The organism is Streptomyces tailanensis (assembly GCF_008386495.1).
Classification (GTDB): domain Bacteria; phylum Actinomycetota; class Actinomycetes; order Streptomycetales; family Streptomycetaceae; genus Streptomyces; species Streptomyces tailanensis.
Genome location: NZ_VTHJ01000057.1, coordinates 25,467 through 50,430, shown reverse-complemented (window position 1 = coordinate 50,430; position 24,964 = coordinate 25,467). Strand labels below are relative to the sequence as shown.

General features: G+C 70.0%; 25 protein-coding genes and 1 tRNA gene. 9 read left to right on the top strand and 17 right to left on the bottom strand.

Features of this window, described 5'->3' with window-relative positions:
• Window positions 1-164: 164 nt before the first annotated feature.
• From F3T56_RS35275 to F3T56_RS35265, 3 genes are all read right to left on the bottom strand, one after another.
• Complete coding sequence (locus F3T56_RS35275) at window positions 165-2,069, bottom strand: tetratricopeptide repeat protein (RefSeq protein ID WP_425473701.1); 1,905 nt, start codon at window positions 2,067-2,069, stop codon at window positions 165-167.
• Window positions 2,070-2,360: 291 nt separating this feature from the next.
• Window positions 2,361-2,434: transfer RNA gene (locus F3T56_RS35270), tRNA-Met, on the bottom strand.
• Window positions 2,435-2,478: 44 nt separating this feature from the next.
• A complete protein-coding gene (locus F3T56_RS35265; protein ID WP_149829443.1) occupies window positions 2,479-5,433 on the bottom strand; it encodes a UPF0182 family membrane protein in 2,955 nt (984 codons plus the stop codon).
• Window positions 5,434-5,596: 163 nt separating this feature from the next.
• Here F3T56_RS35265 and F3T56_RS35260 point away from each other — a divergent pair, with 163 nt between their 5' ends.
• Entirely contained in the window at window positions 5,597-6,139 is a 543-nt protein-coding gene (locus F3T56_RS35260; RefSeq protein WP_149829422.1) for a PPA1309 family protein, read from the top strand.
• 77 nt (window positions 6,140-6,216) lie between these two features.
• Here F3T56_RS35260 and F3T56_RS35255 read toward each other — a convergent pair whose 3' ends face one another.
• From F3T56_RS35255 to F3T56_RS35245, 4 genes are all read right to left on the bottom strand, one after another.
• Window positions 6,217-7,314 (bottom strand): YlbL family protein, encoded by a 1,098-nt coding sequence (locus tag F3T56_RS35255; RefSeq protein ID WP_149829421.1) that lies wholly within the window; start codon window positions 7,312-7,314, stop codon window positions 6,217-6,219.
• Between the two features lie 72 nt (window positions 7,315-7,386).
• Entirely contained in the window at window positions 7,387-7,518 is a 132-nt protein-coding gene (locus tag F3T56_RS49480; protein ID WP_281291940.1) for a hypothetical protein, read from the bottom strand.
• A gap of 189 nt (window positions 7,519-7,707) precedes the next feature.
• Window positions 7,708-8,169 (bottom strand): molybdenum cofactor biosynthesis protein MoaE, encoded by a 462-nt coding sequence (locus F3T56_RS35250; RefSeq protein ID WP_149829420.1) that lies wholly within the window; start codon window positions 8,167-8,169, stop codon window positions 7,708-7,710.
• 67 nt (window positions 8,170-8,236) lie between these two features.
• Complete coding sequence (locus tag F3T56_RS35245; RefSeq protein WP_149829419.1) at window positions 8,237-9,400, bottom strand: SDR family oxidoreductase; 1,164 nt, start codon at window positions 9,398-9,400, stop codon at window positions 8,237-8,239.
• 190 nt (window positions 9,401-9,590) lie between these two features.
• Here F3T56_RS35245 and F3T56_RS35240 point away from each other — a divergent pair, with 190 nt between their 5' ends.
• Both F3T56_RS35240 and F3T56_RS35235 read left to right on the top strand, forming a co-directional pair.
• Window positions 9,591-11,006 carry a zinc-dependent metalloprotease gene (locus F3T56_RS35240; protein WP_149829418.1) on the top strand — a complete coding sequence of 472 codons (1,416 nt, stop codon included), beginning with the start codon at window positions 9,591-9,593 and terminating at the stop codon, window positions 11,004-11,006.
• Window positions 11,003-11,524, top strand: coding sequence for an NUDIX hydrolase (locus F3T56_RS35235; RefSeq protein WP_149829417.1), 522 nt, complete (start codon window positions 11,003-11,005; stop codon window positions 11,522-11,524). The genes F3T56_RS35240 and F3T56_RS35235 overlap by 4 nt, the downstream gene beginning before the upstream one ends.
• A 66-nt stretch (window positions 11,525-11,590) precedes the next feature.
• Here the strand turns inward: F3T56_RS35235 and F3T56_RS35230 are convergent, their stop codons facing one another.
• The 4 genes from F3T56_RS35230 to F3T56_RS35215 all read right to left on the bottom strand — a co-directional run bounded on the left by F3T56_RS35230 (window position 11,591) and on the right by F3T56_RS35215 (window position 15,509).
• On the bottom strand, window positions 11,591-12,343 hold the full coding sequence (locus F3T56_RS35230) for an AIM24 family protein (RefSeq protein ID WP_149829416.1): 753 nt from the start codon (window positions 12,341-12,343) through the stop codon (window positions 11,591-11,593).
• 28 nt (window positions 12,344-12,371) lie between these two features.
• Window positions 12,372-13,049, bottom strand: coding sequence for an AIM24 family protein (locus F3T56_RS35225; protein WP_149829415.1), 678 nt, complete (start codon window positions 13,047-13,049; stop codon window positions 12,372-12,374).
• An 8-nt stretch (window positions 13,050-13,057) separates the two neighbouring features.
• Entirely contained in the window at window positions 13,058-14,680 is a 1,623-nt protein-coding gene (locus F3T56_RS35220; protein WP_149829414.1) for a TerD family protein, read from the bottom strand.
• A gap of 232 nt (window positions 14,681-14,912) precedes the next feature.
• Entirely contained in the window at window positions 14,913-15,509 is a 597-nt protein-coding gene (locus F3T56_RS35215) for a M48 metallopeptidase family protein (RefSeq protein WP_149829413.1), read from the bottom strand.
• Between the two features lie 219 nt (window positions 15,510-15,728).
• Between F3T56_RS35215 and F3T56_RS35210 the strand changes: the two genes are divergently transcribed.
• Entirely contained in the window at window positions 15,729-16,994 is a 1,266-nt protein-coding gene (locus F3T56_RS35210; protein WP_149829412.1) for a TOMM precursor leader peptide-binding protein, read from the top strand.
• A complete protein-coding gene (locus F3T56_RS35205) occupies window positions 16,987-18,342 on the top strand; it encodes an ABC1 kinase family protein (protein ID WP_149829411.1) in 1,356 nt (451 codons plus the stop codon). The genes F3T56_RS35210 and F3T56_RS35205 overlap by 8 nt, the downstream gene beginning before the upstream one ends.
• A 10-nt stretch (window positions 18,343-18,352) precedes the next feature.
• Here the strand turns inward: F3T56_RS35205 and F3T56_RS35200 are convergent, their stop codons facing one another.
• From F3T56_RS35200 to F3T56_RS35180, 5 genes are all read right to left on the bottom strand, one after another.
• Window positions 18,353-18,562: a hypothetical protein gene (locus F3T56_RS35200; RefSeq protein WP_149829410.1), complete on the bottom strand. Its 210-nt coding sequence runs from the start codon at window positions 18,560-18,562 to the stop codon at window positions 18,353-18,355.
• A gap of 149 nt (window positions 18,563-18,711) precedes the next feature.
• Window positions 18,712-19,035 carry a hypothetical protein gene (locus F3T56_RS35195; RefSeq protein ID WP_149829409.1) on the bottom strand — a complete coding sequence of 108 codons (324 nt, stop codon included), beginning with the start codon at window positions 19,033-19,035 and terminating at the stop codon, window positions 18,712-18,714.
• Window positions 19,032-19,400: a WhiB family transcriptional regulator gene (locus F3T56_RS35190; protein ID WP_019072119.1), complete on the bottom strand. Its 369-nt coding sequence runs from the start codon at window positions 19,398-19,400 to the stop codon at window positions 19,032-19,034. The genes F3T56_RS35195 and F3T56_RS35190 overlap by 4 nt, the downstream gene beginning before the upstream one ends.
• A 174-nt stretch (window positions 19,401-19,574) precedes the next feature.
• The gene (locus F3T56_RS35185; RefSeq protein WP_149829408.1) at window positions 19,575-19,898 is read right to left on the bottom strand and encodes a hypothetical protein; all 324 of its coding nucleotides are present in this window, start codon (window positions 19,896-19,898) and stop codon (window positions 19,575-19,577) included.
• Window positions 19,899-20,062: 164 nt separating this feature from the next.
• Complete coding sequence (locus tag F3T56_RS35180; RefSeq protein ID WP_149829407.1) at window positions 20,063-22,390, bottom strand: ATP-dependent DNA helicase UvrD2; 2,328 nt, start codon at window positions 22,388-22,390, stop codon at window positions 20,063-20,065.
• Window positions 22,391-22,526: 136 nt separating this feature from the next.
• On the opposite strand from F3T56_RS35180, the gene F3T56_RS35175 reads away from it, so the two are divergent.
• The 4 genes from F3T56_RS35175 to F3T56_RS35160 all read left to right on the top strand — a co-directional run bounded on the left by F3T56_RS35175 (window position 22,527) and on the right by F3T56_RS35160 (window position 24,064).
• On the top strand, window positions 22,527-22,784 hold the full coding sequence (locus F3T56_RS35175; RefSeq protein WP_149829406.1) for a mycoredoxin: 258 nt from the start codon (window positions 22,527-22,529) through the stop codon (window positions 22,782-22,784).
• A 212-nt stretch (window positions 22,785-22,996) separates the two neighbouring features.
• Complete coding sequence (locus F3T56_RS35170; RefSeq protein WP_149829405.1) at window positions 22,997-23,212, top strand: hypothetical protein; 216 nt, start codon at window positions 22,997-22,999, stop codon at window positions 23,210-23,212.
• On the top strand, window positions 23,199-23,708 hold the full coding sequence (locus F3T56_RS35165; RefSeq protein WP_149829404.1) for a DUF6879 family protein: 510 nt from the start codon (window positions 23,199-23,201) through the stop codon (window positions 23,706-23,708). Before F3T56_RS35170 ends, F3T56_RS35165 begins: the two co-directional genes overlap by 14 nt.
• A complete protein-coding gene (locus F3T56_RS35160; protein ID WP_342787026.1) occupies window positions 23,645-24,064 on the top strand; it encodes a helix-turn-helix domain-containing protein in 420 nt (139 codons plus the stop codon). The genes F3T56_RS35165 and F3T56_RS35160 overlap by 64 nt, the downstream gene beginning before the upstream one ends.
• On the opposite strand, the gene nudC is transcribed toward F3T56_RS35160, so the two are convergent.
• Complete coding sequence (nudC, locus tag F3T56_RS35155; RefSeq protein WP_172639286.1) at window positions 23,948-24,895, bottom strand: NAD(+) diphosphatase; 948 nt, start codon at window positions 24,893-24,895, stop codon at window positions 23,948-23,950. The two genes, F3T56_RS35160 and nudC, sit on opposite strands and share 117 nt — an antisense overlap.
• Between the last annotated feature and the right edge of the window lie 69 nt (window positions 24,896-24,964).

The window sequence follows — 24,964 nt, the reverse complement described above, 5'->3', positions numbered from 1 at the left end:
GCGGGCAGTCGTGCCGCTGGGGCGATGGGGGTACCTCCCGCTCGAGCGAAGCCGAGAGTGGGGGAGGGCGGGCGCAGGCGGCACCCCGTAAGCGCCGGGCCGCGCACCCAACCCCCGCCCAGCCCCAGCACCGGGCGCCTCTCAAACCCCCCTCGGCGCAGCCCCTACGCCGACAGCTCGTCCCGCAGCGCGTCCCGCAACCGCGCCGCCCGCTCCGCGACCTCCGCCGGCCCGAGCGACACGGCCCGATCGGCCCACCGCTGCCCCTCCACCAGCTCCCCCCGACGCGCGTAGACGAGGGCAAGCCGCAGAGCCGCCCGCCCATGCCCCGCGTCGGCGGCCCGAGCCCACCACATCGCGGCCTCCGGCTCACTCCCCTCCCGGGCGAGCAGCAGACCGAGATTGAACGCCCCGTTGCGAGACCCGGCCTCCGCCGCGACCCGGTACCACCGAGCCGCCTCGACGACGTCCCCCCGCCCGGCCGCGAGCATCCCGACCCGCACCTGCGCCCGCCGATGCCCTTGGGACGCGGCCCGCTCGTACCACTCCTCGCACTCGTTCTTCTCCCGCACCGGCTCCCCCAGCTCATGCGCGGGCGCGGGCGGCCGGCGCGCGTCGAGCACGGCGGCCAGCCGGTACGCGGCCTCCGCGCTGCCGCCACCGGCGGCGCACCGCAGATGCCGCTCCGCGGCCCGCTCGTCGCCGTCCCGCAGCCGCGCGATGGCGACCTGGAGCGCCGCCTCGGTGTGGCCGGCGGCGGCGGCCCGCTCGTACCAGACGAGCGCGGTCACGTCGTCGCCCCGCCCGGCGTGCAAGATGCCGAGGTTGAAGGCGGCGTCCACGCTGCCGGACTCGGCGGCCTTGGAGAACCACGGCTCGGCCCCGGCCGCGTCGCCGACCTGGAGCAGCAAAATAGCCAGCGCGTTCGCGGCCTCCCGGTGCCCGGCGTACGCGGCGCGCCGGTACCACTGCTCGGCCTGCGCGGTCCGCCCCTGCTCGGCGCAGAGCAGCCCGAGGTTGTACGCGCCGTTGACGTCACCGGCGTCCATCGCGGCCCGGTACCACCGCTCGGCGGTCTGCGTCTCCCCGCGCTCGGCGTGCAGCGCGCCCAAGGCGTTCGCCGCGTTGCCGTCGCCATCCTGGGCGGCGCGCAGCCACCACACGGCGGCGCTCTCGGTGTCGCCCGCGTCCCGCAGCAGGAATCCGAGGGCGCACGCGGCGCGCGGCTCGCCGTCCTTGGCGGAGGTCAGGTACCAGCGCCCGGCCTCCTTGAGCTCCCCGCGCCGCTCCAGGATCGCCCCGAGGTGCAGCGCGGCCCGCCGGTGCCCACGTGCGGCGGCCTGGCGGTACCACTGCTCGGCCTCCTCGGCCGCGGTCGCCCCGGCACCGTTGTCAGCCCCGGTCTCCCCCTCACGCACAGCGGAACGACCTTCTCGTACGGCGGCACGCCCCTCCCGTACGGGTTCACGGCTCTCCCGTACGGGTTCACGGCTCGCGCCCCCGATTTCGAGCGCCGCCCGCGCGATCCTGCGCCCCTCGCCCACGGCCGCATGCTCCTCGCGCTCGGCACGCTGGTCGAGCGCCCGCGCGAGCCGGTACGCGGCTTCGCGGTGCCCGCGCTCGGCGGCGGCCCGCATCCACTGTCCGGCGGTGGCATCGCTGCGGTGTTCGAGCAGATCGGCGAGCGCGTACGCCCCCAGGGCGTGCCCCTGCTCGGCGGACTGGCGCAGCCAGTACTCGGCGGCCGGTTCGTCACCGCGCTCACGGTGGTGCCGGCCGAGCGCGTGCGCGGCGGCGGCGGAACCGGCGACGGCGGCGATCCGCCACCAATGGGCGGCCTCGTCGGCGTAGCCGCGCTGGTGCAGCAGAACACCCAGGTTATTGGCAGCGGCACGGTCCCCGGCGGCGGTGGCGGCACGCAGATGGGGCTCGGCTCCGTCGAGGTCACCACGGCGCAACAGCATGGCCCCCAGCACGCTCATCGCCTCGGCGTCACCGGCTTCGGCGGCGAGCCGCTGACGTGCTTCCTCGGCGGCGTCGCCCGTCTCGTCCTCGCCTGCCGCACCCATGGAGTCGACCGACAGCCCGGGCTCCGCGGGCATCACAAAATCGGTAGACAGCGCAAAGTCGGCAGACTGCGCAAACCGCCCTGTCTCCAACAGAGTTGCCTTGTCCCCCATAACGTCCATCGTCGCACCACCTGCAACCTGGGTACACCTGGTATACCGCAGCCATTGAGGTCACTACAGCGTTTTGTCGACATGCCCACAGAGCGACAAGTCAAACACAGATTTCCCCGCGCCTCCCGGCAACACGTCGAAGGCCCGGATCCTTTGGAGGATCCGGGCCTTCAACTTCAGTAGCGGGGACAGGATTTGAACCTGCGACCTCTGGGTTATGAGCCCAGCGAGCTACCGAGCTGCTCCACCCCGCGCCGTTGCTCGGCAACCGTATCACGGCGCGGGGTGGAGCTCTGAATCACCCGCTCCCGGAGCCCTCTTCGCCGCTCTGGTCGCTGTTCTCGCCGCCTTCGGAGCCGCCGGTGTCACCGGTCTCACCGGTCTCACCGGCGTTGGCCTGCGCCTCCTCGGCCCGCTTCAGCGCGTCCTCCAGGTCCTGCTGGGCCCGGCCGTACGCCTCCCAGTCGCCGTCCTTGAGGGCCTGCTGACCCTCGTCGAAGGCCTTCTGGGCGTCCTCCAGGGCCTGTTGGACCGTCCGGTCGCCGGTGGCCGGCGGCTCGTCGGTGCCCTCTTCGCCCTCGTCCGGCGGCGGTTCGGTGGTCGAACCCTCCGTCTCGAACACCTTGTTGAGCGCTTCGTCGAGGGTGTCCTCGAAGGCCGTGTTGCCGCCGTAGGTCACCAGGACCTTGCGCAGCAGCGGGTACTTGAGTCCGCCACCGCGTACGTAGACGGGCTCCACGTACAGCAGTCCGCCGTCGAGCGGGACCGTCAGGAGGTTGCCGTACTCGACCTGTGAGTCGCCTCTCTTGAGGAGGCTGATGGTCTCGGCGATGTCCTGTTCGGAGTTGAACTGGCTCTGGACCTGTTTGGGTCCGTCGATCGGTTCGCTGGTCGGCAGTTTCAGGACTCTGATCTTGCCGTAGTCCTTGGTGCCCGCCTCGGCGTTGACCGACACGAAGGCGCTGAGGTTGTCCCGGCCATTCGGCGTGAGCGTCGTGGTGAGCGAGAACGCCTGTTCCGTCTGGCCCGGCAGCTTCAGGCTCAGGTAGTACGGCGGGACCGCGTTGCCCGAGGTGTTGGTCGGGTCGTCCGGGACCTGCCACACCTCGCTGCCGCTGAGGAACGTCTCGGCGTCCTTCACGTGGTAGCGGGTCAGCAGTTCGCGCTGGACCTTGAAGAGGTCCTGCGGGTACCGGAGATGGGCCAGCAGCGAGTCCGAGATGGCCGTCTTCGGCTCCACCGTGCCGGGGAACGCCTTCATCCAGGTCTTCAGGACCGGGTCCTGGGTGTCCCACTGGTAGAGCTCGACCTGGCCGGTGTACGCGTCGACGGTCGCCTTCACCGAGTTGCGGATGTAGTTGACCTGGTTCTGCTGGGCCACCACCGCGCGCTGGCTGTTGTCCGCGGTCAGCGAGTCGGCCGTCGTGTCGCCCAGGGTGGTGCGGGAGGCGTACGGGTAGCCGTTGGTGGTGGTGTACGCGTCGACGATCCACTGGATCTTGCCGTCGACGACGGCCGGGTAGGCGTCACCGTCGATGGTCAGCCAGGGGGCGACCGCCTCCACGCGCTCCTTGGGCGTGCGGTTGTACAGGATCCGCGAACCGTCGCCGATGGCGCCGGAGTACAGGATCTGCGGCTCGTTGAACGCCACCGCGTACGCGGCCCGGTTGACCGGGTTGGAGAGGTTGATCCCGCCCTTGCCCTTGTAGCTGGTGGTCTTCTCACCGCTGTCGTCGGAGTAGTCGATCTCCTTCTGGGGACCGCCGACGATCGAGTACTGGGTGGTCTTCTCGCCGTAGTAGACCCGCTGCTGGTACTTGCCCAGGTCGCCCTTGGACGGCAGGTCGGACTCCGTGAACACCGGGCGGCCGCCGGAGGTGGCCTCGGTGCCCTTGGCGGCGACCACGCCGTAGCCGTGGGTGTAGCGGAAGTGGTCGTTGATCCAGTTGTTCTTCGGGATACCCGCGAGGTTCAGCTCGCGCAGACCGATGACGGTGTCCTGCTCCGCGCCGTCCTCGCCGCTGTACCGGTCGACGTCCAGGTTCGTGGGGAACGCGTAGTAGTTCCTCATCTGCTGGAGCTGCTGGAACGTCGGCGAGACGATGTTCGGGTCGAGCATGCGGATGCTCGCCGTGGTGTCGGCGTCCGCGCGCAGCTTGGCCTTGTTGGTGGTGTCGCTCGTGCCCGAGTACTCCTCGACGTCCGTGCCGTCGATGCCGTAGGCCTGACGTGTCGCCGCCAGGTTCTTCTCGACGTACGGCGCTTCCTTGGCCTGCTCGTTCGGCTGGACCTGGAACTTCTGGACGATCGCCGGGTACAGCCCGCCGATGAGGATCGCGGAGAGCACCATCAGGCCGAAGCCGATGACCGGCAGCTGCCAGGTGCGCCGCCAGATGGTGGCGAAGAACAGCAGCGCGCAGATGACGGCGATGCAGAACAGGATCGTCTTGGCCGGCAGATACGCGTTCGCGTCGACGTACCTGAGGCCCGTCCAGTTGCCCGTCGCCTTGAAGTCACTGGACTTCACCGCGAGCCCGTACCGGTCGAGCCAGTACGCGACCGCCTTCAGGGCGACGAAGACACCGAGGAGCACCGACAGGTGCCCGGTGGCCGCGGCCGTGGCACGCGCGCCCGGGGAGGTGACCCTGAGACCGCCGTACAGGTAGTGCGTGAGCGCGGCGGCGATCACCGAGAGCACGGCGGCGGCGAAGCCGAAGCCGAGCAGGAAGCGGTACCAGGGCAGGTCGAAGGCGTAGAAGGCGACGTCCAGGCCGAACTGGGGATCCTTCTCGCCGAACGACACCCCGTTGACCCACATCAGCCACGTACGCCACTGCCCGGAGGCGGAGGCGCCGGCGATCAGGCCCACCAGGGCGGTGATCCCGAGGAGCAGCCACTTCTTGTAGGGCGCGATACCCATGCGGTACCGGTCGAGGCTCTGCTGCTCCATCGACATGGCACTCAGCGGCGGGCGCAGCCGGTGCGCCAGCCAGATGTTGAAGCCGACCGAGGCCGCCATCAGCAGACCGAAGACGGCGAAGAGTCCGATCTTCGTCCACAGTGTGGTGGTGAAGACGGAGGAGTACTTCACCGACCGGTACCAGAGCCAGTCCGTCCAGAACCCCGCGAACATGACGAACGCCATGCCGAGAACGGCAAGGACGCCCAGCGTCATGAGCAGTGTCCGGACACGTCGGGACGGTCGGCCCACTCTGATCCGCGGCCCCGTCGGGCCTCCGCCGCGGTCCGGCATCTGGAAAGCCAAGGTGCGCACCTCAAAGTTCGCTGTCGATCCGTCAGGCCCGCGTCTACGGGCCCGCCAGCGGGCCCCGTGATCGTAGGGGCCTCACCTATGCAACTTACTCACGCTTTACTCGGTTCCCGCTTCCGGTAACGAACGAGGCAGGATTGTGACCATGTCCAACACTCCCATGGCAACGAACCCGCTCACCCGGGCCGTACTCGAGATCGACGAGTACGCCTCGGGCCTCGGCTGGGACCAGCCCGCTCGCCTCTTCGCCCTCGTAGACACCGCGCGCCTCAAGGCCCAGGAACCCGCCCTCGCGGCCCAGCTCGGTCTTCAGGACGAGTCCGAGACCGCCGGTCTCACCCCGATCGAGCAGGAGGAGATCCCCGCCGGCAAGGCGCTGGACGAGTTCCTCGGCACCATCGCCTGGCCCGACGCGGTGGCCGGCTGCGCGCTGACCGTGGAGCGGCTGATGCTGCCGCCGTCCGCGGAGGCAGCGGTTCCGCAGGGGCTGAGCGAGAAGAAGCTGACGGCGTGGGTCGCCCAGCACCCCGACCGCCAGGAGGTCCGTATGACGGTCGCGGTGCTCCGCGACGGCTCCCGCGACTCCGCGATCCGCCTGCGTGAGAAGGACTCCCCGACCGAGGTCCTCACCGGCCCCGAGCTGGTGCCGGGGCTGGCGGAGGCGCTGGCGGCGACGTTCGTGGACTGATCTTCGCGTGTACGACGTGGGGCGCCCCCTCCAGGGAGCGCCCCACACGCGCGTGTACGTCGGTCCCGCTGTGCGCGTCAGCCCTCGGTGGTGCACTTTGGCAGGTCGGCGGTGTCGCCGGAGCGGATGTCTTCCAGGGCGCCGAGCGCGTCGTCGATGGTGTCCACCTTGACGAGGGTGAGTCCGTCGGGGGTGTCCTTGGCGGCCGCGGCGCAGTTGTCCTTGGGTGTCAGGAAGTACTCGGCGCCCTTGCTGCGCGCGCCGACCGTCTTCATCTCGATGCCGCCGATCGGGCCGACCTTGCCCGCGTCGTCGATCGTGCCGGTACCGGCCACGAACTTGCCGCCGGTGAGGTCTCCCGGCGTCAGCTTGTCGTAGATGCCGAGGGCGAACATCAGTCCGGCGCTCGGGCCGCCCACGTCGGCGAGCTTGATGTCGATGGTGAACGGGAACGTGTGATCGGTCCCGGCGGAGATCCCGACGATCGCCCGGTCCTCACCGGTGTCGTCGGACTTGGCGGTGGTGATCGTGACCTTCTCGGTCTCGGTCGCCGTCTTGTTCTCCTTCTCGGCGGCGGCCTGCGCCTTGGCGGGCACGATGACGAAGTCGACGTCCTCGCCCGGTTTGCGCTTGGTGACGAGCGTCGCGACGTCCTCGGGCGCCTTGACCGCCGTACCGTCGACGGACTTGATCACGTCCCCGGCGTGCAGCTTGCCCTCGGCCGGGGAGCCCTTGAGGACGGTGGAGACGATCACCCAGGACTTCACCGGGATGTCCAGCTCCTTCAGGGCGGCGACCTTGGCGCTCTCCTGGGACTGGCTGAACTCCTCGGCGTTCTCCTGTGTCGACTCCTCCTCGGTCTTGCCGTCCGGGTACAGCGTGTCGTGGGGCACGACCTTGTTGTCGTGTGCCAGCCATCCGTACACGGCCTCGACGAGGTTCATCTTGTAGTCGGCGCTCGTGACCCGGACGGTGGTCATGTTCAGGTTGCCGCTCGTCGCGTAGGTCTTGTGTCCCGAGATCTGCAGCACCGGCTCGCCACCGTGGTCCCCGAGCGTGTTCACCGTCGGCCCGGGTGACATCTCCGAATACGGCACGGGAATGAGCACTCCCGCGCACAGGAGCGCGATCAGCATCAGGGTGGAGGCGAGCATCGTCGCGGTGCGGCGTGGCATGGAACGACAGTACGGGACAGGCCTGTCAGTGCACTGTCGGGGCCGCCGTCCGGGGCGACGGTGAAGGGCGGCCTAGCCGCCGGTGTGGGACCGCTCCATGGCCTCACGGAAGCGTGTGTAGCCCGCGAGCTCGGTGCCGTCCTCTCTGGCCTTGCGGTTCCGGCCGGCCCAACCGCCCCACAGTCCGGCACCGATCGCAGCCACCAGTGGAATCAGCAACCAGGCGAGCGCCGCCATGCCGACCTCCCAACCCCATCAACACGACCGCAACTGACTGATCAGCAGATTATCCGTCCGCTTCGTCAACGCTCACGCTGGGGGGCGGGTTACGCAACCGGAACGCGCGCGGGCGCGGGGGCACCTTCCGGTCATGGTGAAGGGCAGTGAAGGTGCTCAACAGGCCCCAACCCACTCCTCCGTGCCATCCGAGAACTTCTGGTGCTTCCAGATGGGCACCTCGTGCTTGAGATCGTCGATGAGCCTGCGACACGCCTCGAAGGCCTCCCCCCGGTGCGGACACGACACCGCGACCACCACGGCGAGATCCCCGACCCTCAGGTCGCCCACCCGATGCACGGCCGCGAGCGCCCGCACCGGGTACTCGGCGGCCACCTTCTCCGCGATCCGCCGCATCTCCGCATCGGCGGTCGGATGACACGAATAGCCCAGAGCGTCGACATCGACGCCCCCGTCGTGGTTCCGCACGGTCCCCACGAAGAGCGCGGTCCCCCCGGAGGCGTCGTCCCCGACCGCCCGGAACACCTCATCGACGGAGAGCGGTGTCTCCCGGATACCGATCAGCTTGATGGGATCGTCAGTCCCCTGCTCACCGGGATGATCATTGTTCACTGCCATACCCCCATCGTGCCCCACCCGCTCAGCCGTTCGTAGCTGCGGGCAACCTGCCGCTGGGACGGCAGCCTCACAGCCGCCGCCGAGCCTTCCGCGCCCGCCGCACCAACGCCGCCGTACCCAGCAGCGCCACCGTCGCACCAGCGGCCCCCGCCGCCGTCGCGTCCTTCCGCCCCAACCGACGGCCGGCCACGGTGTGCCGCCCGGAAACCTCCTCCAGCAGCTCCGCGAGCACCTCCTCGTTCGTCCACTGCGGCCGCCACCCGGCGTCATGCAGCCGACTCCCGCTCACGACCCACGGATACATCGTGTACGCCAGATCCCCCGCCGGCGAAGGCGTCAGCCCGATCCGGTGCAGCCGAGCCGCGGCCCCCAGCGCGACCGCCGACGGCAGCTCCATCCGCCGGATCCCGCTGAGCTCCTCGACCTCCTCCTGCTCCAGCCACCCCTCGCACCCGACGGCAAGCTCCCCGTCGACCTTCTCCAGCACGGCGTACTCCAGCGCACCGCACAGATCCTCGACGTGGCAGAACTGCCAGGCGGGCCGCGACCCGGCCACCACGAGCAGCCGAGGCGACTCGAAGTACCTGGTCAGCGCGGTGTCGGTACCTCCGACGAGGACAGCCGGCCGTACGACGGTGACATTGAGGCCCGGATGGGCGCGCGGCGCCCGGCGCGCGAGCCGCTCGATCTCCAACAGGTCGCCGACCCCGGTCGCCTCGGCGGTCGCCCGCAGCTCGGCGTCCTCGGAGAGCGGCAGATCGTTGTCGGGCAGCGCCCCGTAGACCATCGCCGAGGTGCACAGCACGACCCGGTGTACCCCGGCCGCGGCGGCCGCGGTGAGCACGGTCTGCGTCCCGCGTACGTTGTACGCGCTGCGCGCCGCCGAGTCGGTGCCCAGGTCGAGGTCGACGGCGAGGTGCACCACGACGTCCGCCCCGCGCAGCTTCTCGGCGATCGCCGGGTCCCGTACGTCCAGGATGTGCCACTGGGCGGCCGCGCACTCGCCGCGCCGCTCGTCGATGGCGATGACCTGCCGGACGTCGTCGGACTCGGCGAGCCGCTCGGTGAGCAGCGCACCCACGCCGGACGCGGCGCCGGTGACCGCGACGACGGGTCCGCGTACGGCAGTCGACGCGCCGGCGCGAAGCGCCGTCGTTGAGGGGTGGTGGTCGGGCGACGGGCGGGCTGAGTGGTTTCGCGCTGCGCGAACCTGCGGATCTGGGGAACTCACCGGGCGTCTCCAGCGGTTGTCTTCAGTACGAACGCGGGTGACGCGTGCGTACCAGGTGGCATCCATCCTGCCGCAGGCCTTCGGTCGGCGGAGCACCGAGGCCTTAACCCGCCGTGGTGTCTACGCTGGGTGGTGTTCGGGCAGCCGTGCCGTCGGAGAAAACCGATGGCCCTACAAGCCGAGGAATCCCGTGAGTGACACCCCATTCGGATTCGGCCTTCCGCCGGAGGAGCCGGACGACGGCGACGAGGGCAAGAAGAAGGACCAGCAGAGCGGTGGTGGTCAGGGACCGGCCAACCCGTTCGGCTTCGCTTTCCCCGGGGCCGGCGGCTCCGGCGCCGACAATCCGTTCGCCGCGATGTTCGGTTCCATGAACCCGGGCGACCTGGGCGCCGCCTTCCAGCAGCTGGGCCAGATGCTCTCGTACGAGGGCGGCCCGGTGAACTGGGACATGGCCAAGCAGATCGCCCGCCAGACGGTCTCCCAGGGGACCGCCGACGGCACGAAGGACGAGAGCGTCGGTCCCGCCGAGCGCACCGCGGTCGAGGAGGCCGTCCGCCTGGCCGACCTGTGGCTGGACGACGCGACGTCGCTGCCGTCCGGCGCCGGCTCCGCCGTGGCGTGGAGCCGCGCGGAGTGGGTGGAGGCGACCCTGCCCGCCTGGAAGGAGCTCGTCGACCCCGTCGCCGAGCGGGTCGGCGGCGCCATGGGCGACATCCTGCCGGAGGAGATGCAGGCCATGGCCGGCCCGCTGATCGGCATGATGAAGTCGATGGGCGGCGCCATGTTCGGCCAGCAGATCGGGCAGGCCGTAGGCGTGCTCGCGGGCGAGGTCGTCGGCTCGACCGACGTCGGCCTGCCGCTGGGCCCGGCCGGGAGGGCCGCCTTGCTGCCGCTGAACGTGGAGGCGTTCGGCAAGGACCTGGGCGTCGCCAAGGACGAGGTGCGGCTCTATCTGGCCCTGCGCGAGGCCGCCCACCAGCGTCTCTTCGCCCATGTGCCGTGGCTGCGCTCGCATCTGTTCGGCGCGGTCGAGGGGTACGCGCGCGGGATCAAGGTCGACACGGCCAAGCTGGAGGACGTGGTCGGCCAGTTCGACCCGCAGAACCCCGAGGAGCTGCAGCAGGCGCTCCAGCAGGGCATGTTCCAGCCGGAGGACACCCCGGAGCAGAAGGCCGCGCTGGCCCGTCTGGAGACGGCCCTGGCGCTCGTCGAGGGCTGGGTGGACGCGGTGGTCCACGCGGCCGCGAAGCCGCGCCTGTCGTCCGCGGACGCGCTGCGCGAGACCCTGCGCCGCCGCCGCGCCACGGGTGGCCCCGCCGAGCAGACGTTCGCCACGCTGATCGGCCTGGAGCTGCGCCCGCGCCGGCTGCGTGACGCCTCACGCCTGTGGGCCTCCCTCACGGACGCGCGCGGTGTCGACGGCCGCGACGCCCTGTGGGCCCACCCGGACATGCTGCCCACGGCCTCCGACCTGGACGACCCGGACGGCTTCGTCCACCGTGAGCAGCTGGACTTCTCCGAGCTGGACAAGATGCTCGGCGAGGCGGCCGGCGGCTCCGCGGAGAAGCCCGATCTGAAGAAGAAGGACGACGACACCGAGTGAGCCTGTACGACGACGCGGTCCTCGTACTGAAGGGGTACGAGGACCAGCCGGAGCTGCGCCAGGCTTACCTCGACCACTTGGCGGCTCACCCGGACGGCATGTGGAAGGCGTGCGGCGCCGGGCACCTCACGGCGAGCGGCCTGGTGATCGACCCCGACCGCGGCCGGGTGCTCCTCACCCTCCACAAGAAGCTGCGTATGTGGCTCCAGATGGGCGGCCACTGCGAGCCGGCGGACACCTCCCTGGCGGAGGCGGCCCTGCGCGAAGGGACGGAGGAGTCCGGCATCGCCGGGCTGACGCTGCTCCCGGGCGGCCCGGTGCGCCTGGACCGGCACCCGATCCCACCGCCCTGCCACTGCCACTTCGACGTCCAGTACGCGCTGCTGGCCCCGCCGGACGCCGAGCACCTGGTCAGCGACGAGTCGCTCGACGTCCGCTGGTTCCCGTACGACGAGGTCGCGGACGTGGCCGACGAGTCGGTCGTACGGCTGCTGGAGGCCACGCGGGCACGGCTCTGAACCGAAGACATGTGTAAGGGGCGGCCGCTACTGCGGCCGCCCCTTACACATGTCCCGCGCAGGCGATCAGTTGCGGCTGCCCCCGAGGGAGTTCCCGCTCAGCCCACCGGCGCCCATGCCGAACTGCCCGAGCACCCCGGACGTACGCAGGTGCTGGGGCGGCAGCAGCTCGCTCGGCTGCACCAGGACGTGTCCGCTGCCCCCGAAGTGCATCTCCCAGCCCTCGCCGGTGGAGCCCCGGCGGCGCCACACGGCGGAGGTCGAGGTGGGCGCCTGGAGCTGTGTCCGCAGCGAGGTGGACCAGGCGATGACGGCGTCCGAGTCGACGCAGATGTTCTTCTCGGGGGTCACCTCGAGGGCCAGCGGCTCGCCCGAGGTCATCAGGACGACCTTGCCGCCGCCGGACAGCTCCAGGTTGTACGCCCCGGCCGAGGCCACCTCGACGGCGCTGTCCACGGCGACGATGCCGACGTTGAGCGAACCGTCGAACGCCAGAACGGCGGAGGAGTCGACGGTGATGCCGCGACCGACCTCCATGATGTGCAGGTACTGCGCGAAGTTGGCGAGATACACGATCCCGTTGCCCTTGCAGCGCATGAGTTCGAGCCGCTCACCGGTCATCCGCTCGGCGTTGCGCCAGCTGCGGTTGCGGTACTGACTGTCGAATTCGACCTGCCCCTCGAACGCGACCATCGCGCCCTGCCGGGCGAGGACGGGGCTGCTGCCGATGGTCACGTCGGTCTTGAGCAGCTGCGGGTTCTGCAGCGTGTAGCGCTCGGTGTGCTCCACCGGAATGTGCGCGAAGAGTGTGCTGTGCATGGTGTGCTGGTGCTCCTCTCAGCCCCGGTCAGCCACGGATCTTGAAGCGGTCGCCGGTGTCCTCGCTGGGCTGGACGACCACGAAGCCCTGTCCCTTGAAGCCGATCTGGAAGGCTTCACCGCTGCCCCGGCCGATGAGCGCACTGGCCTTGATGGTGCGGCGGGCCTTCATGTCGAGGCCGTCCGTCCAGGCGATCAGGGCGTCCGGGTCGACGTACGTCTCCCGTTCGGCGCAGTCGAGGGAGATCGGCACGCCCCGGCTGACCAGGGCGACCCATCCGGTGCCGCGGATCACGAGGTTGGTCAGACCGGAACCGGAGAGCTTGGCGAGGCCCTTGACCGGCTCGATGGAGAGCTGGAGGGAGGCGTCGCAGGCCAGCAGGGTGGGACCGTTGACGGAGAGCGCCTCGTTGTTCAGATGGAGGATGAGGACGTCACCGCCGTAGTCGGCGAGGTAGAGCTCCCCGTCGCCCCGGCAGAGCATCAGCTTGCCGCCCTCACCGGTGACCATCTCCTCGGCGCTGCGGCGCAGCGTGGCGGGCGGGCCGTCGAACTGCACATAGCCGTCGTACGCGATCATCGAGCCGGCCTTGGCCAGGAGGTCCTGTCCGGTGACCATCATGACCTTGAGCGTCTTGGAGCTGTGCACGCTCATACGGATGCCGGTGGACGCGGAGCGGTGCGCGTTGAGTGTCTGGAGGTCCATGCTCTGCCTCACACCTCGAAGGGCTGGACAACGACGAAGTTGCCGGGGGCGCCGCGGAACTGGAGGTTGATGGCCTCCTGGGTCTGGCGGGCGTACCCGGAGCGGCGCAGCCTGAGCGAGGTCGTGGTGACGGCCTGCGCACCGGCGGACCAGGCGATGACGGCGTTGCCGTCGACGTAGGTGGCGGGGCCGACCGGAAGGACGACGGGCACGCCACGCGTCTTGACGACGACCGCTCCCGTGCCGGAGAAGAGCATGCTGAACAGGCCGCCGCCGGGCAGACCCGCGCCCTCGATACGGCGGATCTCGGTGTCCAGCGCCTCGTCGAAGGCGAGCACTCCGCGCGCGCTGGTGTAGATCTGCTCGTTCTGCAGCCGGATGACGAACAGGCGGCTGCCCTCGTCGGCGAGGAACACCTCACCGTCTCCGGAACAGCGCATCAGAGCCATGCCCTGGCCGGTGAGCTGCCCCGTCAACTTGCCGAGCAGGCCGGAACCCTTGTGGGCGAAGTCGATGTCGCCCTGGTAGGCGACCATGCTGCCCTGCTTGGCGAGGATGTTGGCGCCCTTGGTGAGGGTCGTCCGGACCATCTGCGGATTCTGCTCGGTCCAGCGGTCGCCGACGGGCGCCTCGGAGTACTTGGTCAGCACGACGCGCAGGCCCGCGTCCGGCGGCACAGGAGCGAGCGCCGCGCCACCGCCGAACGGCTGGGACTGCCCCGGGAAGGCCGCGGGGGCACCCGGGGGCGTGAAAGGACCGCCCTGCGGCGCGGCACCAGGGGGAGGCGTGAAGGGTCCCCCCTGGGGAGGGGCGCCGGGCGACGTGAAGGGCCCGCCCTGGGGAGGGGCACCGGGCGACGTGAAGGGCCCGCCCTGGGGTGCGGGCGGGGCCTGCGGCGGGACGGTGCCGCCGGGCGGGGTGTTCAGGGGCGCGGCGATCGTCGGCGCGGCATGCACGGATGGCGAGGGCGCAGGGGGCGCGAAGCCCTGCGCGGGCTCCGGGGCGGGCGCGGGTGCGGGAGCCGCCGGAGCGCCGAACGCGGGCGCGGCGAAGCCTGGAGCGGCGTCGCCCTGCGGGTGCTGCGGTGCGGCGGCGGGCTCTTCCTCGGCCACCTCGCCGCCGAAGTTCTTCAGCAGCGCGTCCAGGCCACCGTCGAAGCCCTGCCCGACGGCCGCGAACCGCCATACGTCCTTCAGGTAGAAGTCGCCCAGCATCACGGCGCGCTCGGTGGAGAACTCCGAGCCGTCGAACGGATATCGGGCCACCTCCTCGCCACCCGCGACGATGCGGATGTAGCCAGGGGAGATCTGCGACATCTGCCCGTTGCCGTCGATCGTCGCCGTGAACGACAGCTTCTGGATCTGCGGCGGGATCTTGTCGAGCGTGACCCGGAAGGACTCCGTGTCACCCGACTGGGCGCCCAGGAGCTGGATCGACTCCTCGGGAGTCTTCGGCTGGTTGAAGAAGACGAAGTACCGGTCGTCCGAAAGCCGTTCGTCGGCGTCCAGGCCGAAGCAGCTGATGTCGAAGGAAAGCCCGGGGGCAGTGATCTGTACACCCACGTACAGATCCGTGCCCGCGGTGAGGTCACTGATCTTGGCCTTGTGGCCGCGTTGGAATTCCCTGGCCATGCGTAACGACCGTCCCCCATCCCGAAAGTGAGTACGCCTGCGAATGCGTCGCGTCAGGCTAACCGCAAAATCCGGAGCCGTACGAGGCCGGTACAGAGCCGGTACAAAAGCGCGACTTCGGCCACCTGCCCCGTAAACGCACATACGCGCGCGTGAAGCACCCGCTTCGTGTCACCGGGCGCGCGGCGCGGTCCCCGGCCACGAGGGCGGATCGCTCGTCACGCCGAAGGCGTCACTCTTCTCGAGCGGCGGGCAAATACGGCAGGCGGTCGGCGGCGACCACCCCTTCGAGGTAGCCGCGGGCGCGCTCTGTGCGCGGATAGGCCTCCAGCAGTCGCCAGAAACGGGGGCCGTGGCCGGGTACGAGCAGGTGCGCGAGTTCGTGGAGGAGGACGTAGTCGACGACGTATTCGGGCATGCCCTGCAGGCGGTGCGACAGGCGGATGCTGCCCTCGGCGGGGGTGCACGAGCCCCAGCGAGTGTTCTGGTTGGTGACCCAGCGGACCGAGGTGGGCCGGGCGCGGCCGCCGAAGTACTGGTCCGACAGCCGGGCTGCCCGCTCGGACAGTTCGGCGTCGCCGAGGAGCCGTTTACTCTCCTGCGCCGCCAGCTTGTCGAGCATGACGGTCACCCAGCGCTGCTCCTCCGCCTCGGACATGCGAGCGGGGATGAGCACGACGGTGCGATCGCCCTCGCGGTACGCGGAGACCGTTCTGCGCCGTCGCGCGCTCCTGCGGACCTCGATCGCGCTCGCCCTCGAGTCGCTTGACGGCTGGCTCGTCGTGCTGCGCTGTGGCTTTCCGGCGCGGTGCAGTGGGTCGGCGGGCACGCCCCGACGTTACCCGCTGCACACGGGGGAAGTCCCGCCTCTGGGACGGTTCGATATCGATCCGCACTCCGAGCGCCTGATTTGTACGACGAATGCCGTCACCTGTGGACAAATCGCGACACACGTCGTCGCAGTCCGTGCATGCTGGCACTCGTCGGCGGACCAGGCACTGGCACCGTCGGCACGCGGGGACCTTTCTTCTGACTACGGGGGCCGATGATGCATCCGATGGTGAAGCCCGCGCTCCGGCGCGGCTGGCGGGATCTCAACACCGTGCAGTTCGGACTCGCGCCGGCGCACGCCATGGTGCTGGGACCGATGGACACGGCGACAGGCAGCTTCCTCGACCTGCTCGACGGAACACGCGGGCTGCCGCTGCTGCGCGAGGAGGGCCGCGGTATGGGCCTGCCCGACGGCCATGTGGACGGGCTGGTGGATCAGCTGGCCCGGTCCGGACTGCTGGACGACGCCACGGGTGGCGGCCCGGACGCGGACATGCTGCGCGGCAAGCCCGAGGTCCTGAACCGGTTGCGCCCGGACGCCGCCACGCTCTCTCTGGTCGCACCCGCCCCGGGCGACGCCATGCGGTGCCTGGCCGCCCGCCGCTCACTGAGAGTGCAGGTACGGGGCGCCGGCCGGGTGGGGGCAGTGCTCGCCTCTCTGTTGTCGGGGGCCGGCGTCGGTGAGGTCGACGTCCGTGACGTCGGCCGGGTCGAACCGTGGGATGTGGCACCGGGTGGGTTGCCGGCCGAGTCGATCGGGGAGCGCAGGGATGTGGCGGCCCGCCGAGCGGCTCGCCACGCGGCGCCCGATCGCCCGCCTCGCCGCCGCCGCGGATGCCGGCCTCCTGCGGAAGCTGCGGACAGCGCGCCGACGGACCGCCTCCGCGAGGAGCCCGGCTTCTCCTTGGTGATCCTCGCCCCGCGCGACGGTGTCGACGTCCACGCCCCCAAGCCGACCTCCTCCGAACCGCTCATCGACTCGGGGACACCGCATCTCTACGCCGGGGTGGTGGAGGGAACGGGTGTCGTCGGCCCGCTGGTCCTGCCCGGTGAGACGGGCTGCGCCGGTTGCCTGGATCAGGGGCGCACCGACCGCGACGAGACCTGGCCGCGTCTGGTCACCCAGTGGCGCTCCGGCCGTCCGCGCCAGGTCGAGGCCTGCGATCTCGCTCTGGCCACGACCGTCGCCGCACTGGCCGCGGGGCACGCGCTCGCCTTCCTCGACGGGCAGGTACCGTCCAGCGTGGGCGCCCGCTGGGAGGCGTCGGTGCCCGGATTCGACTGGCACTCCCGCCCGGTGTGGCCGCATCCCGTTTGTCCCTGTGGGGCGGCGGAGAAAGGTGCTGGCGAGAAAGGTAACGGGGAACACACATCGAAGGACGGGGAACCGCACGAGACAATGGCCGGGCATCAGCGGTCAACGAGGTTGTCCCGCAAGGCACACGCGGCACAGCCGGCTGGGACTTGGAGGGCGCATGTCTGATCTTCCCCGGAAGGCGGTCACCCGGACCGCCAAGCTCGCCGCGCTCCCGCTCGGCATCGCCGGTCGGGCCACCTGGGGACTCGGCAAACGCATCGTCGGCGAGTCCGCGGAACTCGTGGGCCGCGAACTCCAACAGCGCACGGCGGAGCAGCTGTTCAAAGTCCTGGGCGAGCTGAAGGGCGGCGCCATGAAGTTCGGGCAGGCCCTGTCCGTCTTCGAATCGGCGCTACCGGAGGAAGTCGCGGGCCCTTACCGCGCGGCACTGACCAAACTCCAGGACGCGGCGCCGCCGATGCCGACCCGCACGGTGCACTCGGTACTGGAGGAGCGGATCGGCGAGGACTGGCAGGAGCTGTTCCTGGAGTTCGAGGACAAGCCGGCCGCGGCGGCCTCGATCGGCCAGGTGCACCGCGCGGTGTGGCACGACGGCCGTGCGGTCGCCGTCAAGGTCCAGTACCCCGGAGCGGGCGAGGCCCTCCTCTCCGACCTCGGCCAACTCAGCCGGTTCGCCCGCCTCCTCGGCCCCCTCATCCCCGGAATGGACATCAAACCGCTCATCACGGAACTGCGGGACCGTGTCTCCGAGGAGCTCGACTACGGCCTGGAGGCCCAGGCCCAGCAGGCGCACGCGGAGGAGTTCGCGGGCGACCCGGATGTCGAGGTCCCGGCCGTGGTCCACCAGTGCGAGCAGGTGCTGGTGACGGAGTGGATGGACGGCACCCCCTTGTCGGAGGTGATCACCGACGGCACTCAGGAACAGCGTGACCGAGCAGGGCAGTTGCTGACCCGCTTCCTCTTCTCCGGCCCGACCCGCACCGGCCTCCTGCACGCCGACCCCCACCCGGGCAACTTCCGCCTCCTGCCGGACGCGAAGCGCGGCTGGCGCCTCGGCGTCCTCGACTTCGGCACGGTGGACCGCCTGCCGGGCGGCCTGCCCACGCCGATCGGGGAAGCTCTGCGGCTGACCATCGAGGGCGAGGCCGAGGCCGTCTACGAGATGCTCCGCACGGAGGGCTTCGTGAAGGAGTCGATAGACCTGGACCCGGACGCGGTCCTCGACTATCTGTCCCCCATCATCGAACCGGCCCGGGCGGACGAGTTCGCCTTCGCCCGTGGCTGGATGCGCAGCCAGGCCGCCCGCATAGCCGACCCCCGCTCCCCCGCTCACCAACTGGGCAAACAGCTGAACCTGCCCCCGTCCTACCTCCTCATCCACCGCGTGACCCTGAGCACCATCGGCGTCCTGTGCCAACTCGGCGCGACGGTCCGCATGCGCGACGAACTCGAGGAGTGGCTGCCGGGCTTCCTCTCGGAAGAAGAGGACAGCGAGACAGCCGCGGAGGCATGAGCGGCCTGACTCACCACCAGGGCGAGTCCAACCGACCCTCGATCGCTCTCAGGTTCTCCCGGGCGCATGCCTCGCAGAAGTAGTGCCGTCTACCGTTCTCCACGGAGCAGAGCCACAGGGGCTGGGGGGCTTCGGTGATCGCTCCGCAGCGGGCGCACACGAGGGTCTGGGGTCCTGCGGCGGAGCCGCTGTCGTCGTTGTCCCCGGAAAGACGCGTCACGCGGCGACGATATCGCCGTGGCCGACGGATCCAGGTCACAACGCACCGCGGGGGCCGGTCCGGTCGGACCGGCCCCCGCGGGGAGCCACTGCTACGCGTGGTGTTGATGTGCCTGACTCGGCCGGTTCATGCCGGTTGCCGCGTGGCGGCTACTGCATGACCGCCATGGCGAGCGCACGGCGGGCGCGCATCGAGGCGCGCTCGGCCCGGCGCTGCATCCGGCGGGCAACCGCCAGGCGCATGGCCTGGCGTTCCCGCTCTGCCTCGTGCAGGCGCTCGCGCATATGCGCACGAGCCAGGGCTTCTGGCATGAGATGCATTTCTCGGGTCCTGTTCTGGCGCGAGGCGTTCGCGCCGGTGGTGGTGAAGTCTGGAGTCGCGGAGCCTGCGGGCTCGCTCGTGGACGGCTTCATCGGGGCCTGCTTCTTGGGGTCGTGCGTCAGGGGGCGATCGATCGTTCCGGTGATGTTCATGCCGTGACCGGGTTCTTGCGCGGGCGGCCACGGGGCCGCTTGCGGGCCACGACAACACCCTGGACGAAGAGCTCGCCACCCCAGACGCCCCAGGGCTCACGCCGCTCCTTGGCGCCGGCGAGGCAGGCCTCGATCAGCGGGCAGGTGCGGCAGAGGGACTTGGCGTACTCGACATCGGCCGGCGACTCGGCGAAGAAGACCTCCGGGTCGTAGGAGCGGCAGGGAACGGGTACGCCGAGGTTCTCGATGGCGTCGTCGAGCGCGGTGAGCGCAGTCAGCGGGGTCAAGGTGGAGTCCTCCGTGAGGCCGGGCGGGGGGATCGTTTCGGAAGGCGGTACGGACGGGGCGTGCGCTTCGAGTTGCACGGTTCGTCTTCCTCGTCTGGTCGTTCCGGCCGGTTGGCCGGGTGGCGGCTGGTACCGGGTTCTTTTCTTGTCCCGAGGCCCCTTCGCTCTGTAGCCCCCGGTCGGGGACAAACAGAAGGGCCGCGGATCCCGGATGGGGTTCCGCGGCCCTGAAGGCGCCGACCTGATCGTCGATCAGGCTGGATCACTCCAGGGTTCAGGCCCACGGAAGGCCCACATCAGGTGGTGCTGCGTCGTCTGCTTCCGGAATCCGGCACCGGCCGCGGCAAAGGCATAGGCCTGCGCCTGTGCCGCTACTGCTGCTTCCAGTGCCTTGGTCGGTCGCTCACTGCGCTCACGGACGAGAAGACCCGCAGGAGACACGGAGGACGCCGGACGGCCACCACGAATGGCGGACAGACCGGTACCCAGGTTCGAGACGCCGAGCATGCACGGGGAGACAGCCGAGCGATCGGTCATTTTGACCGTGCTGATGAAGCTGGTGTTGATGCTGATCACTGGACTCGCCTCCTCTCGGCGTCTTTTGGGACCGGCGCGAACCAATCCGACGGATATGAAGTACACCACGACAACAGGGCCTTCGAGAAGGCCGCCGTTCCCGTGCCTAAGAACCTATGGGGATTGCTGGGGCATGCGCAAACTATTTTTTCGACGAGTTCGTATCAGTCGTTCTCGTCGTCGCCCCCGGGCTCCCGACCTGCGCAGATGTCGAGAACATCGGCGCCGTAACGCTGGAGCTTACGGGCGATGACACCAGGGATGCGACCGAGTTCAACCGGAGTGCTCGGCCCCGCTTCTGCGATGGCCATCAGCGTCCGGTCGGTGAAGACGCAGAAGTCCGGTTGGCCGCTGCGCCGCGCCTGCATCGCCCGCCACTCGCGCAAGCGCTCGTAGAGACCCTCGTCCATGTCGGAGGGGCAGTCCTCGCAGCGCATCAGCTTCATCTCACCGGCGTCCCGCAGGGTGCGGCCGCAGACACGGCAGCGGGCCGGGGTCCGGCTGGTACGGCGCGGGGCGGTCGCGGTGCCGCCGGCCTCGAATTCGCCCGACCGGCCACCTGCCGCGCCCTGTTCGACGCCTCCGGAACCGCTCGCGCCGGTCCGGCCCACGGTGGCGGTCGATCCGGGGCGCAGCCCGTTGAGGAAGCGGCTGGGACGGCGGTTCGGGCGGCTGCCGGGGGATCGGGACAGGGCCCAGGAGACGGAGAGCTGCTCTCGCGCGCGGGTGACGCCCACATAGAGGAGTCTTCTCTCCTCTTCGACCTGCTCGTCCGTTTTGGCGTAGGTGATCGGCATCATGCCCTCGGCGACTCCGACCAGGAAGACAACGTCCCACTCCAGACCCTTCGCGGAATGCAGCGAGGCGAGAGTGACGCCCTGGACGGTGGGGGCGTGCTGGGCGTTCGCCCGTTCGTCGAGTTCCGCCACCAGGTCGCCGAGTGTGGCGTCCGGCTTGGCGGCAGTGAAGTCCTGGGCCAGGTTCACCAGGGCCGCCAGTGATTCCCAGCTCTCCCTGACCGCGCCGGAGCCCGCCGGTGGTTCGCCGGTCCAGCCCTCGCCGGACAGCACCGCACGTACCTGTGAGGGAAGGCCGATGGCGTCCTCGAGGAGGGTGTCGTTGCCGCCGAAGCGGGCCGCGGCTCTCAGCGCGGCCCACGCTTTGCGCACTTCGGGCCGGTCGAAGAACCGCTCGGCGCCACGCAGCTGGTAGGGCACTCCGGCGTCCGCGAGGGCCTGCTCGTAGGTCTCGGACTGGGAGTTCGTCCGGAAGAGGATGGCGATCTCGCTCGCGGGGACCCCGGAGGCGATGAGGTCGCGGATGCGGCGGGCGGCGCCCTCGGCCTCGGCGGGCTCGTCGGAGTACTCGGCGTAGCGGGGCTCGGGGCCCGGGGGGCGTTGGGAGACCAGTTCGAGGCGGTGGTCGGCGGCGCGGCCGCGGGCCTGGGAGAGCAGGCCGTTGGCCAGGTGGACGACCTGAGGGGTGGAGCGGTAGTCACGGACGAGCTTGACGACCGTGGCCCCGGGATGGCGGAGGCGGAAGTCGAGCAGATGGTCAGGAGTTGCGCCAGTGAACGAATAGATCGTCTGGCTGGCGTCGCCCACGACGCACAGGTTGTCCCGCTCACCGAGCCACAGTTCCAACAGGCGCTGCTGGAGGGGGCTGACGTCCTGGTACTCGTCGACCACGAAGTGCTGGTACTGGGAGCGGACCTGCTCGGTGATGTCGTGCCGGTCCTGGAGGATGCCGACCGTGAGCAGGAGGACGTCCTCGAAGTCGATGACCACGCGCTCGCGCTTGAGGGCCTCGTACATCGCGTAGATCTGGGCGATCTCGGCCGGGTCGCGGGGGGCCTCGCGGCCGCTCTTGGCGGCAGCGGCGGCGTAGTCGGCGGGCACGGCCTGGGTGACCTTGGACCACTCGATCTCGGCGGCGGCGTCCCGTAGTTCGTTGCGATCGAGACGGATGCGGCAGGCGGCGGCCGCGTCCGCGACGAGTTGTATCTTGCGGTCGACGATTCTCGGCATGGTGCCGCCGACGGCCTTCGGCCAGAAGTACTGGAGCTGACGCAGCGCGGCCGAGTGGAACGTCCGGGCCTGGACTCCGGCGGCACCGAGTTGGCGGAGGCGACCGCGCATCTCTCCGGCGGCGCGGTTGGTGAACGTGACGGCCAGCACGCTGGCGGGCTGGAGCATCCCGGCTCGCACCCCGTAGGCGATGCGGTGGGTGATCGCCCGGGTCTTGCCGGTGCCGGCGCCCGCCAGCACGCACACCGGCCCGTGCAGGGCGGTGGCCACCGCGCGCTGCTCGGGGTCGAGCCCTTCGAGCACCGCGTCGGCCGAGTCGGGGACCCGCGGGAAGAGGGTGGAGTGCGTTGCTGCTGTCACACGGCCATGCTGCCAGGTCGCCGGAGACAGCTGAGCCGGTTGTCCACAGGCACCCACCCGCAGTCGTACTAATGCGGCAGGCGTTCCTTCGTTCTCATGCGGCATGCGTCCCTTCGTTTCCGGGCTACGAGGGCACCGGCTTCCCCTGCCGGCCACCCGCGTACGGGAATGGCGGGCCCGTCACGTACGTTCCACTCACTGCGACCACGCACCCCTCACAACGTTAAGGAGCGCCAAGGACATGCAGGGCACTGTGACGATGTACAGCACCACGTGGTGTGGCTACTGCCGTCGACTGAAGAGCCAGATGGACCGCGAGGGCATCACGTACAACGAGATCAACATCGAGCAGGACCCGGAGTCCGCGGCGTTCGTGGAAAAGGCGAACGGCGGGAACCAGACGGTTCCGACGGTTCTGGTAGTTCCCACCCAGGGGGGCTCTGAGGTCGTCATGACGAACCCGAGCCTTGCCCAGGTGAAGCAGGCGCTCGGCGCCTGACTCCCGCTACGCGCAACCCCCGACCGGCCTGACGCTGATCGGGGGTTCTGTGTGCCCTGGGGCTGCATCGCCTGAACAAGGCCCGCCATCTACACCCGTCGGGACGTCGAGCAAGCGACTTTCCCGTTTTGGAAAGCGGGGGATCTTGACCATGCTGCCCGCAAGCCAGAAGCATCGAACGCGACAAGGACTGTCGACGTGAGGGGGAAGCCATGGGCGCACCGCTGCGGAAGCTGTCGGGAGACCCGGACTGCAAGAACGGCACGTGCCCGACGCTGTGGGGCACGGACGACAGCAAGGACTACGTAGTGCAGGGCTACGTGATCACCGACCCTGAGCGGCTGGCACAGCTCGACCTCCCCGAGGGCGAGACAGCCGTCATGGTCCCGGCGGCAGTGCTTGAGGAGTACTTCAGTGCTCGCAGGTGAGGAGTTCGGCCGTCTCTTCGAGACCTTCGAGCGGACCGCGTTCCGGCTGGAGACGCTCGACGTGTACGACGTGGAAGAGGAGCAGGACGAGATCACACGGTTCCTCGCGGGCGAGGACATGGGGCCGGAGTGGGACGACAACCCATGGGTGCGCTCGATGACCGACAAGAGCAAGAGCGTGTCCCGCGTTCACGTCCTGCGCTCTCCCTTGACTGACTACCTGCGTTACGAGCTGTCGGCTTACCCCGGCAACATCAAGGCAGGGGAGTCCATCGGGATCACCGACGTTGCCGAGCAGGAGGTGACCGGCCTGCCCGATCACGACTTCTGGCTCTTCGACGACCGCGACGTGTACCGCATGCACTACACCCCCGAGGGCAAGTTCATCGGCGGTGAACTCCTGTCTGCCGAACGGCTCGCGGAGTACCAGGGATACCGCGACTTGGCGCTCACCCGCGCCGTGCCGTTCGCGGCCTACTGGGAGCGGCATCACTGACCACGGAGTCGATCGGGAGAGCCCTGCGGGCACTGCGGGAAGCATCGGGACTGACCGGTGACGCGGTAGCCCGCAGGGCTTCCATGTCCGCAGGGAAGCTCTCGAAGATCGAGAACGGCCGGACCCTGCCCACCGTTCAGGACGTCGACCTGATCCTGTCCGCGCTCGGCGTCTCGGACGAACCCTTCGCTGGCGCAGGTCAAGCAGAAGATCGGCGCGTAGCGCCCGGTGGGCGGGTCCTAGCCGGTGTGACCTCGTGTCGGCAGGGGCTTGCCGTACCAGAGTTCGATCAGGCGGGCCGCGATCGAGATGCCGTAGGGAGGCAGGACCTCCCCGGACTCGAACGCGGCCCGTAGCTCTTCGCGGGAGAACCAGCGGGCCTCGTGGATCTCGTCGCCGTCCACGTCCACTTCCGTCGAGGTGGCGCGGGCTATGAAGCCCAGCATGAGGCTGGAGGGGAAGGGCCAGGGCTGGCTGGCGATGTACTCGACCTGGCCGACGGTGATGCCGACCTCCTCGTGGACCTCGCGGCGCACGGACTGTTCGATGGACTCGCCGGGCTCCACGAAACCGGCGAGGGTGGAGAAGCGGCCCTCGGGCCAGTGGACCTGGCGGCCGAGGAGGATGCGGTCCTCGTCGTCCGTGACGGCCATGATCACGGCCGGGTCGGTGCGCGGGTAGTGCTCGGCGCCGCAGGCCGGGCAGCGGCGGATGTGGCCGGCCGCCGCGATGACCGTGCGCTCGCCGCAGCGGGAGCAGAAGCGGTGGGTGCGCTGCCAGTTCTCCAGACCGGCCGCGTGCACCATGAGGCCGGTGTCGCGCGGCGACAGGAGCATGCCCGCCTCACGCAGTCCGGCCGGGCGCGCGGACTGGTCCATCCGCCCGGGAAGCGCGTCCTTCTGAAGTGCGAAGTAGCTCACACCGTCGGCGTCGGTGCCCAGGAAGTAGCGGTGTGACTCGGTGAGCGGGGCCTCGAAAGAGGGGGTCATGACGAGTTCGGTGGTGCCGTCCGCCGTCTCGTCGATGAGGACCTGGCCGCCGGAGACCACGAAGCAGCGGGTTGTCGGGTGACTCCAGGCCGCCGCGAGCCAGGCCTCGTCGAGCCGGTGGTGGGCGGACCGGTCGATGCCGCTCGGGGCGGTGAGCGCGATGGGTCGATCGGCGGTGTGGTCGGTCCAGGTGGTCACGAGTGCTTCCAACTCCCCCGGTGGAACGGTTGATTGGGCGGGCGGTTCGGCGGGGCGTACGGCGGGTGG